The sequence below is a fragment of the Flavobacterium sp. GCM10022190 genome (assembly GCF_042656445.1).
Taxonomy (GTDB): domain Bacteria; phylum Bacteroidota; class Bacteroidia; order Flavobacteriales; family Flavobacteriaceae; genus Flavobacterium; species Flavobacterium nitratireducens.
This window is the reverse complement of record NZ_JBHSOQ010000003.1, coordinates 202,470-214,143: the sequence shown is the minus strand read 5'-3', so window position 1 is coordinate 214,143 and position 11,674 is coordinate 202,470. Positions and strand designations below refer to the sequence as shown.

The following is an 11,674-nucleotide window of genomic DNA, read 5'->3' as shown; positions in this document are numbered from 1 at the left end:
GAAGCATGTCAAACAGAAGAGATTTTTTAAAAAAGACGACTTTAGGAACCCTAGCAGTTAGTTCTGTTTTTGGATTGGACTCAATCGCTCAGAATACATCAAAAAGAGAAGAATCTATAAAAGTTAAAAAGATAAGGAAGCCTGTTGTTATTTCAACTTGGAATCATGGTTTGCCAGCTAATGAGGAAACTTGGAAACAAATTAAAGCCGGAAAAAAAGCGTTAGATGCCCTTGAAGCTGGTTTGAGAATTCCTGAGGCAGATCCTAAAGTAAGAAGTGTGGGTTATGGTGGTTATCCTGATCGTGAAGGTAAAGTTACTTTGGATGCTTGTATAATGGATCATAATAGTAATTGTGGTTCCGTTTCTTTTTTACAAGGAATTATGCATCCTATTTCGGTTGCTAAAAGAGTATTGGAGAACACTCCTCACGTGATGTTATCCGGAGCAGGTGCTTTACAATTTGCTTTAGCAGAAGGATTTAAAGAAGAAAATTTATTGACAGCTGAAGCTGAAAAAGATTGGAAAAAATGGTTAGAAGAATCCAAATACAAACCCGTTATTAATTTTGAAAATCACGACACCATAAGTATGCTAATGATTGATGCCGATGGTAATTTGGCAGGTGGATGTACCACAAGTGGTGCTGCCTGGAAAATGCATGGTCGTGTAGGTGATTCACCTATTATTGGAGCGGGTCTTTTTTTGGATAATGAAGTAGGAGCTGCTGCTGCGACAGGATTAGGAGAGGCCGTTATAAGAACAGCAGGAAGCGCCATGGTGGTTGAATTAATGCGTCAGGGAAAAACACCTTATGAAGCTTGCAAGGAAATTACAGAACGTATCTACGAAAAACATAAAAACCATAGAGATATGGAATATTTACAAGTAGGATTCATTGCCTTGAATAAAAAAGGGGAACATGGAGCCTATAGTTTACGTTCTGGTTTCAATTATGCTATTTGTGATGAGGATAAAGGAAACCGAATGGAAGATGCTAAGTTTAAAATGACTTGGGACAACTAATAAATATTGCATGACAAAATCACTTTTCATAGTTACTTTTTTACTAATCTCTTTTATTCCTACTATTGCGCAGGAATCAGTTCCTTATTGGCTAAATGAGAAGATCAATGAAGAGAATAGAGAACCAATGCATGCTGATTATTTCGTTTATGAAAATGAGCATCAGCTTACCAACAATAATTGGAAACTTTCAAAAAACTATCTAGATATAAATGGGCCTTGGAAGTTTAACTATGTTACAAGTCCAAATGACTTGCCTAAAGGTTTTGAAAAAAGTGATTTTGATGATTCAAATTGGGATATTTTTAAAATTCCAGCCACTTGGGATGTAAATGGCTATGGATATCCGGTATATACCAACACCACTTACGATTTTGCTAAATATATAGCTATCAATTCACCTTTTGTTCCCGTAAATTATAATCCTACAGGGGTTTATAGAAGAGAGATTACTATTGGTGAAAATTGGAAAGGAAAAGCAATATTTCTTCACATTGGCGCGGCGAAATCAAATTTAACGGTTTGGATTAATGGTCAATATGTGGGTTATGGCGAAGATGGAAAGTTGCCTCAAGAATTTAATATTAGCCCATTTGTCAAAATAGGTAAAAACCTTATCGTTCTCAAGGTAATGAAATGGAATGATGGTTCTTATTTAGAGTGTCAGGATTTTTGGAGAATGAGTGGTATTACAAGAGAAAGTTATATATACTCCAGAAATAGTGTTCATATCAAAGATATTGAAATTAAATCCGATTTAGATGCAGCTTATCAAAATGCTTCTTTGAATATAACGGCTGTTATGGCAGGTCTAACAACAAAAAATAATTATTCTCTAGAAGTACAGTTAAAGGATGCAGCATCAGTTTTAGCTTCAAAAAGTATTGAATTAAAAGGGATTAAAGATAGATTTAGTTTTGATTTTACAGTAAATAATCCAAGAAAGTGGAGTGCAGAAACGCCCAATTTATACCAAGTTATTTTTACTTTAAAAGATAAAAAAGGGAAAGTTGTAGAAGTGATTCCGCAACATGTTGGCTTTAGAAAAATAGAGATTAAAGGTGGCCAACTTCTAGTAAACGGTAAAGCAGTTTATATCAAAGGAGTAAATCGTCAAGAAACAGATCCAACCACTGGGCAAACTATTTCCAGAGCCCGAATGGAAGTAGATATCAAATTATTGAAACAATATAATATCAACGCCCTAAGAATGTCACATTATCCAAATGATGAATATTTCTATGAATTGTGTGATAAATATGGAATTTATGTAGTGGACGAAGCTAATTTGGAATCTCATGGTATGGGTTACGAAACTAGTAAAACACTAGGTAATAAACCAGATTGGGAATTGGCTCATTTGCAGCGGATTCAAAGAATGGTTGAAAGAGATAAAAATCATCCTTCTATCATTATTTGGAGTTTGGGTAATGAAGCCGGAAACGGCTATAATTTTTACCGAGCTTATTTATGGTTGAGAAACCGTGATAATTCAAGACCTATACAGTACGAAAGGGCTTCTTATGCTGCATGGGATGGTAAAAACATGAAATTCGATTGGAATTCGGATATTATTGATCCTCAGTATAGTGCTCCAACGGCAATGGAAGAATATATACTTGCTAATCCTAATCCTGAGCGTCCGTATATTTTGAGTGAATATGCGCATGCGATGGGAAATTCAATGGGAAATTTTAAAGATTATTGGGATGTAATAAGAGCTCATAAAAATTTTCAAGGCGGTTTTATTTGGGACATGATTGATCAATCAGTTTATAAAACTAAAGAAGACGGAACTCGATTTTTTGCTTACGGAGGAGATTTTGGTCCCAAAGATGTACCTAGCGATAATAATTTTTTAAACAATGGTGTTTTTAATCCAGAAAGACAACCACATCCACATGCTTTTGAAGTTAGAAAGGTTTACCAAGACATACTGACATCTTGGAATGATAAAGAACAGAAAAGCATTAAGGTTTTCAATGAGTTTTTCTTTAAAGATTTATCGAACGTACGATTGCATTGGGAATTAGTTTTAGATGGAATTGTAGACAGTAAAGGAGTAATTGAAAACCTAAATATTAATCCTCAAGAATCACAAAATTTTATTTTACCAATTGAAATAAAGGGAAAGAAATTCCAAGAAGCTTTTATTAATGTAAGTTATCAATTAAAAAAGGAAGAGCCTTTTTTACCAAGAGATTTTGAAATAGCAAGAGAACAATTGGCTTTTCAAGGAAATTGGAAAAATGACATTACGGTAGCATCAGCTCATAAAATGCAGGTTGAAAAAACTGCAAATGCAATTACTTTCAAAGGAAATACAACTCAAATGACTTTTGATACAAAAACAGGCTTTATTTCTTCTTACCTATTTGAAAATCAATCTATTTTAAAAGAGGGTTATCAAATGCGTCCTAATTTTTGGCGTGCCCCAAATGATAATGATTTTGGAGCTGGATTGCAAGATCAGCTATTACCTTGGAAATTAGCTATTCAAAATATAAAATTGCTGGATTGGAACTATCAGGAAACAAAAAAACACACTTTTGTGGTTAAATTTAATTATAGTTTAGCCGAAGTATCTTCGGTGTTACAATTACAATATGAGATTAATAGCAATGGAGAAATTAATGTCCAACAACTATTAACCATAGATAAGACTAAAAAGGTTCCGATGCTTCCTAGATTTGGGATGGAATTAGTGTTACCAAAGAATTTTAATACTTTGGAATACTATGGAAAAGGACCTCATGAAAATTATATAGACAGAGATTACAGTCCGGCAGTAGGATTGTACAAACAATCTGTTTCTGAGCAATATTATCCTTATATACGCCCACAGGAAACGGGAAATAAAACTGCAGTACGATGGTTGAATTTGTCAAATGATACTATTCAATTAAGTATTTCATCAGATGAATTATTAAGTTTTACAGCTTTGCATTTTTTGAATGAAGATTTAGATGATGGTTTACAAAAAGATCAACGTCATGCGGCTGATCTTCAGGAAAGAGAATTGACCAGTTTAAAAATTGATTATAAACAAATGGGTGTGGGTGGTATTGATAGCTGGCAATCTTGGCCTATGGAAAAATACCGACTTTTAGATTCTATTTATAAATACCAATTTACAATTAAACCCAAATTAAAATAAGTCATTATGACAAAATTTAAACAAATACTTGCATTTATTTTAGTAGCATTTCTGTATGGAACAACTACAGAAATAGTGGCTCAAAATCAAACGAATACGATCATTCCCAAACCACTTAGCTCTATTGTGAAAGAAGGAAAATTTCAATTTTCATCTAATACCAAGTTTGTTGTAAAAGGAGAGGATCAAAAGGAAATTGCCAATGCTTTGATTGCTAAATTTCAAATGGCAGCTGGATGGAAACCTCAGTTGACAACTAAAAAGGTTAAAACGAATTACATCACTTTTAAAGTTGATAAAAAATTAAATAGAGAAGCCTATATATTGGATATTTCATCCAAAAGTATCATCATTTCAGCCAGTGAAAACGCAGGTTTTATTTATGGTCTAGAAAGTGTGCGACAATTATTGCCTACTGCTATTGAAAGTAAAAAACAAATAGCTAATGTAGATTGGTCTGTTCCAAATGGTATCATAACCGATGAACCTCGTTTTCAATGGAGAGGTTTGATGTTAGATTTATCGCGTCATTTTTTCGACAAATCATATATTATGGCTACCATAGATCGTTTGGCGATGTTGAAAATGAATATCTTGCATTTACATTTAGTAGATGATCAAGGTTGGCGAATTGAAATAAAAAAATATCCAAAATTGACTGATGTTGGCGCTTGGAGAGTCAATCAGGAAAATTTAGCCTGGAATGCGAGATTAAAAGTAGATCCAGATGAAAAAGGCACTTATGGAGGTTTTTTGACTCAAGAAGAGCTAAAAGAAATTGTAAAATATGCTCAAAAGAAAAATATTCAAATCATTCCTGAAATAGAAATGCCTGCTCATGTAAGTTGCGCTATTGCCGCTTATCCAGAATTAGCTTGTTTTAATCAACGTATTGGCGTACCATCTGGAGGTGTTTGGCCAATAACAGATATTTATTGTGCTGGTAAAGAATCGACTTTTGAGTTTTTGCAAAATGTTTTAGACGAAGTAATGACTATTTTTCCATCTAAATACATTCATATAGGTGGGGATGAAGCAACCAAAACCAATTGGGAAAAATGTCCTCATTGTCAAAAAAGAATGCAAGAGGAATCTTTAAAGAACACCCATGAATTACAAAGTTATTTTGTAAAAAGAATTGAAAAATATATCGTTTCTAAAGGGAAAAAGTTAATTGGTTGGGATGAAATTTTAGAAGGTGGTCTAGCTCCTGAAGCAACCGTTATGAGTTGGCAAGGTAACGAAGGAGGCATCGAAGCCTCTAAACACGGACATGATGTAATTATGTCTCCACAATCGCATTGCTATTTTGATCATTATCAAGGCCCTCAAAATGATGAACCCATTGCTTTTGGAGGTTATTCTCCAATTAGTAAGGTGTATGGTTTTGATCCCGTTGTAAAAGAAATGTCTCCAGAACAAGCTAAATATGTTTTAGGAGGACAGGCTAATTTATGGTCTGAATATATTCCTACTACGCAACAATCAGAATATATGATTTTCCCTAGAATTGCTGCGATGTCAGAAGTTTTATGGAGTCAAAAAGAAGCACGAAATTGGACTGATTTTACCAAAAGGTTACCTACTCTATTGGAACGTTATGATTTCTTAGGAATTAATTATGCAAAAAGTGCTTTTTTAGTATCAAGTATTACTAATGCGAATATCCAAAACAAGCAATTAAATATTAGCCTTAAAAATGAGTTTTCTAATGCAGATATTCGATACGTTTTAGGAAAAGGCGATATTAATACTCAGGCGATTCCATACAAAGATGTAATTACAATTACGGAATCGACCGTTCTAAAAGCTTCATTATTTCAAAATGATAGACCAGTTGGGAAAGTATATATAGATTCTATTAAGTTTCATAAGGCAGTAGCTAAAAAAATTACTTTTAAAAATTCATATCATAAAAGTTATCAGGGAAGTAGTCCATTGAGCTTAGTAGATGTAGTACGAGGATCCAAAAATTTTCATGACGGACAATGGCAGGCTTGGTTGGTCAATGATATGGAAGCAACTATTGATATGGATGAAAATACAGCTATTCATCAGCTTACTTTAGGTGCTTTAGAAAGTCAAGGTTCAGGAATTTATTTTCCTATAAAAATTCAAGTTTTACTGTCGAATGATGGGGTAAATTTTAAAGAAGTAGGTCAATTAGCTCGTCCCTATGTACCTAACTTAAATGCCGAAATAAAAGATTTTACAATCAATTTTGATACTACAAAAGCGAGATATGTAAAAGTAATTGCGACTAACTTGAAGACGAGTCCTAAAGGTGATAGTTCCTTTATGTTTTTTGATGAAATTTTAGTTCAGTAATAGATGAAAAATTTAATAATCGTTACAATCGTTTCTTGTTTGTTTTTACAGTCAGCTTTTGCCCAAGATGAAAAGTTGACCAAAGAACAACGCTTAGAATGGTTTAAAGATGCCAAGTTAGGTATTTTTATCCATTGGGGAATTTATGCTGTAAATGGTATAGACGAATCATGGTCGTTTTATAACAACTATATTTCTTATACAGATTACATGAAGCAATTGGATGGTTTTAATGCAAAGAATTACAATCCAGAAAATTGGGCTAAATTAATCAAAGAATCAGGGGCAAAATATACTGTAATTACTACTAAACATCACGATGGGGTAGCGCTTTGGGATACGAAATTGAGCGAATTAAATGTGTTGAAAAAATCAAAAGCCAAAAAGGATTTGATTACACCTTTTGTCAACGCAGCTAGAAAAGAAAATTTGAAAGTAGGTTTGTATTATTCCTTGTTGGATTGGTCAAATCCTAACTACCCGAATTTCACTAGAACTGAAAAACGTTATGAAAATGATGCTAAGAAATGGGAGACTTTTACTAAGTTTAATTTTGGTCAATTGTCTGAGTTAACCAAGTTTAATCCAGATTTGTATTGGTTTGATGGCGATTGGGAACAATCAGCAGAAAAATGGAAAGCTAAAGAAATTAGAGATTTATTATTAGAAATGACACCAACTACAGTTATCAATTCCAGATTACAAGGTTATGGTGATTATGCTACTCCAGAACAAGGAATTCCAATTACCAAACCAGATAATGAATATTGGGAATTATGTATGACAACAAATAATTCTTGGGGATACCAAGGCAATGATAAAAATTACAAAACTTCTAATCAAGTAATTCGAATTTTAGTTGATTGTATTAGCATGGGAGGTAATTTATTGTTGGATATTGGGCCTAAAGCGGATGGAACGATACCTGATGAACAAATAACAATTTTGAAAGATTTGGGTAGATGGACTTCCAAACATGAAGCTGCAATTTATGGCACCCGAGCAGGTATTCCACATGGCCATTTTAATGGATATACAGCTCTTTCTAAAGATAAATCGATATTGTATTTGTACGTAGATAATAAACCAAACGGTCCTTTGTTGATTAAAGGTCTAAAAAATGCTGTCAATAGGGTATGGGTAGTTGGAAATGGAGCAAAATTAAATTATAAAGTAGTAGGAAAACAATATTGGAGTGAGGTACCAGGTTTACTTTATATTGATTTACCAGAAGAAGTGCAGGATAAAGAAGTTACGGTAATCGCTATTCATTTGAACGGTCCAGTAGATTTATACAGAGAAAAAGGACAGGTAATTGAAAGTAATTAACTATAAATGAAATAGTAAATTTCTTTACTGAAATTGAAATAAAAAATAGGTTAACTATTTAAAATAAATAAATATTAAATATAATAAGATGAAAAAAGGATTATTCATATTAGCCGTTTTGTTTTCGGTTCAACTATTTTCACAAGCCATTTATGAAGATGAAAGATACGTTCCAGAGACCGACCCATTAGTACTGAAAAATTTAGATGAATGGCAAGGAAAAAAATTCGGATTGTTAATGCATTGGGGGACTTATTCACAATGGGGAATTGTAGAATCCTGGTCAATTTGTCCTGAAGATTATGGATGGTGTGAAAGAAAAAAAGGAAGTAATCCAGCTAATTACAATCAATACATTGCCGATTATGAGGGATTAAGAAAAACATTTAATCCTGTAAAATTTGATCCAGAAAAATGGGCTAAAGCTGCAAAATATGCTGGTATGAAATACATGGTTTTCACTACAAAACACCATGATGGTTTTAATATGTATGATACAAAATATTCTGATTATAAAATAACAAACAAAGACGTTCCTTTTCACACAAATCCTAAAGCCGATGTTTTAAAAGAAGTTTTCAATTCATTTAGAGGCGTTGGAATTTCTACTGGTGCTTATTTTTCTAAACCAGATTGGCATAGTCCCTATTATTGGGATCCTTATTTTCCTCCATTTGACAGAAATGTAAACTATGATCCAGCTTTATATCCAGAAAAATGGCAAAAATTTGTTGATTTTACACACAACCAAATTTTAGAAATCTTAACTAACTATGGTAAAGTTGATATTTTATGGTTAGATGGTGGATGGGTTCGAAAAAGAGACCAAGTAAATATCAAAGAAAATTACGATGAAAAATTTGCTGAAAATGAAGCTAAAAATGGTTTCATCAAGCATAGAGTAGTAGATCAAGATCCAAAAATGGATGAGTTAGTTGTTAAAGCGCGTGCAAAACAACCAGGATTAATCGTTGTCGATAGAGCTGTTCATGGTAAAAATCAAAATTACTTAACTCCTGAAGGACGCGTTCCTGCTAAAACATTGCCTTACCCATGGGAATCTTGTATTCCAGCAGGTGGAGGATGGTCTTATACTCCTGATGCAAAATATTTTACCGGAAAAGAAGGGATTCACTTGTTGATTGATATTGTGGCAAAAGGTGGAAACTTATTACTTAATATTGCTCCAAGTCCAGAAGGAGAATGGGATAAGGGAGCTTATGATTTGTTACAAGCTTATGGCGATTGGATGAAGGTAAATAGTACAGCAATTTATAATACGAAACCAATTGAGCCGTATAAAGAAGGAAATATCTGTTTTACACAAAATAAAGTGGGTAATGTGTTTGCATTCTATTTAGCTAAAGAAGGAGAAAATAAACTTCCAACTGAAGTTGTTGTGCAATCAATTAGTCCTAAAAAAGGAACGAAAATTACGCTGTTAGGTTCAAAAACTGCATTGAAATGGACTAAATTAGACAAAGGATTTAAAGTTTCAATTCCTGAAAATTTAAGAAATAATTTGCCTTGCAAAGAAGCTTGGACGTTAAAAATTGAATCGATTAATAGATAAAATTAAATTATGCTTTTAAACAAAAGGATACTACTACAAACAGCATGTGTAAGCATGCTGTTTTTTAGCACACTTCTACTGGCTCAACAACCGGCTGATTATGTAAATCCCTTTATTGGGACTTCAAATTTTGGTGCCTGTATTCCGGGACCCATAGCACCAAGAGGAATGGCTAGTATTAGTCCGTTTAATGTATCTGGTCCGCAAAATCGCCCTTTAGAAAAAGATAGTCAGTGGTTGTCTAATCCTTATGTAAATGAAAATAAATTTCTAACGGGTTTTAGTCATGTAAATTTAAGTGGTGTGGGTTGTCCCGATTTAGGGGTTATTTTACTCATGCCAATTACCGGAAATATTGAAACCAATCATTTGAAATATGGTTCAACCTATTCGAACGAAGTGGCAAAAACAGCCTATTATGGACTAACTCTAGACAAATATAATATTAAAGCCGAATTTACAGCTTCCAAAAGAGTGGGAGTAAGTAAATTTACTTTCCCGAAAGGGCAGTCCAATATTTTACTCAATTTGGGTGTTGGTTTAACCAATGAAGAAGGAGCAATGGTAAAGGTAGTGTCTCCAACTGAAATTGAAGGAATGCGTAGTGTAGGATCTTTTTGTTATAACAGTCCAGAGGACGCTTATCCTGTGTATTTTGTAGCCCAATTTTCAAAACCAGCAACGACGTTTGGTGTTTGGAAAAAACCATCAAAATATGAAGGTGCCGAAGCACAATGGATGGGCTATAACGGTAAAACCAGAATGATGGAAAATACGACCAAAACGGTTGTAGGAGATAGTATTGGTACTTATTTTAGGTATAATTTTGATAAAGATGAAGTTGTAGAAGTCAAAATTGGAGTTTCCTACGTAAGTATTGCAAATGCAAGAGAAAATTTAGAAAAAGAAACAGCTAATCAGTCTTTTGACGCTGTTTACAAAGCTACTTATAACGAATGGAACGAAGCACTTTCTAAAATTTTAGTAGAAGGGGGGACAAAGGAAGATAAAACTATTTTCTATACGGCCTTGTATCATACATTAATTCATCCCAATACACTGAATGATGTAAATGGAGAATATCCAGAAATAAAAAGAACCAAAATTGCTAAGACAGATGGAACCCGATATACTGTATTTTCATTGTGGGATACCTATCGTAACTTGCATCAATTGATGTCTTTGGTTTATCCAAAACAACAATCGGATATGGTAAAAAGCATGCTTCAAATGTATGATGAAAATGGCTGGTTACCTAAGTGGGAGTTGAATTCAACAGAAACATTTACGATGGTGGGAGATCCTGCTAGTATTGTAATTGCAGATACGTATCTAAAAGGAATTCGAGATTTTGATGTTCAAAAAGCCTATCAAGCCATGTTAAAAGGAGCCGACCAATTGACAGCTAATCCTTTACGAAATGGATTAAAAGACTATATCGAAAAAGGATATTTAACAACAAATGCTAAAGGACCTGTTTCAACTACGCAAGAATATAATGCTGCTGATTATGCAATTTCCCTTTTGGCTAAGGAACTTGGAAAAAAGGAAGATTTTTTACGATTTAAAAATCGCTCTTTGTCTTATCGAAAATTATTCGATGAAAATTTAAAACTTTTACGTCCACGATTGGCCAATGGAAAATGGTACGAGCCATTTGATCCAAATTCAGGAGCTAATTTTGAAGAAAATGTCGGATTTATTGAAGGCAATGCTTGGCAATATGCTTTTATGGTTCCTCATGATATAAAAGGCTTAATTAAACTAATGGGAGGTGAAAAATCTTTTTCAAATCAGTTACAAAAAGTTTTTGATACCAAACAATTTGACATGGCTAACGAACCAGATATTGTATATCCTTATTTGTTTAATTATTTAAAGGGAGAGGAATGGAAAGCTCAGGATTTGGTTAAGAAATTAGTACATCAGTATTTTACCAATCACCCTAAAGGTTTACCTGGAAATGATGATACAGGAACGATGTCGGCTTGGTTAGTTTATTCAATGATGGGTATTTATCCTATTGCGCCAGGAGCACCTGTTTACACTATTACAACTCCTATGTTTGATAAAATAACAATAGCATTAGACTCTAATTATTACCAAAAGAAAGTTGTTGTAATCGAGAAAGAAAAAAATCAAGATGGTAAAATTAAAGCCATTGAACTAAACGGAAAAAAAATAAATAGTTACTTTATTTCGCATGATGAATTTGTTAACGGAAATATTCTTAAAGTAATTCAAAATTAAATCAAACCCTAG

General features: G+C 33.4%; 6 protein-coding genes. All 6 read left to right on the top strand.

All coding sequences use genetic code 11. The annotated features are described in order from the left end of the window. Nucleotides 1-5: 5 nt before the first annotated feature. Nucleotides 6-1,025: an isoaspartyl peptidase/L-asparaginase family protein gene (locus ACFPTQ_RS11060; protein WP_379777524.1), complete on the top strand. Its 1,020-nt coding sequence runs from the start codon at nucleotides 6-8 to the stop codon at nucleotides 1,023-1,025. A 10-nt stretch (nucleotides 1,026-1,035) separates the two neighbouring features. Beyond that, the gene (locus ACFPTQ_RS11055; protein WP_379777522.1) at nucleotides 1,036-4,182 is read left to right on the top strand and encodes a glycoside hydrolase family 2 TIM barrel-domain containing protein; all 3,147 of its coding nucleotides are present in this window, start codon (nucleotides 1,036-1,038) and stop codon (nucleotides 4,180-4,182) included. Between the two features lie 6 nt (nucleotides 4,183-4,188). Further along, nucleotides 4,189-6,510, top strand: coding sequence for a family 20 glycosylhydrolase (locus ACFPTQ_RS11050; protein ID WP_379777520.1), 2,322 nt, complete (start codon nucleotides 4,189-4,191; stop codon nucleotides 6,508-6,510). Between the two features lie 3 nt (nucleotides 6,511-6,513). Then, nucleotides 6,514-7,839: an alpha-L-fucosidase gene (locus ACFPTQ_RS11045; RefSeq protein WP_379777518.1), complete on the top strand. Its 1,326-nt coding sequence runs from the start codon at nucleotides 6,514-6,516 to the stop codon at nucleotides 7,837-7,839. Between the two features lie 88 nt (nucleotides 7,840-7,927). After that, entirely contained in the window at nucleotides 7,928-9,412 is a 1,485-nt protein-coding gene (locus tag ACFPTQ_RS11040; protein ID WP_379777516.1) for an alpha-L-fucosidase, read from the top strand. 9 nt (nucleotides 9,413-9,421) lie between these two features. After that, nucleotides 9,422-11,662: a GH92 family glycosyl hydrolase gene (locus tag ACFPTQ_RS11035; protein WP_379777514.1), complete on the top strand. Its 2,241-nt coding sequence runs from the start codon at nucleotides 9,422-9,424 to the stop codon at nucleotides 11,660-11,662. Nucleotides 11,663-11,674 lie beyond the last annotated feature (12 nt).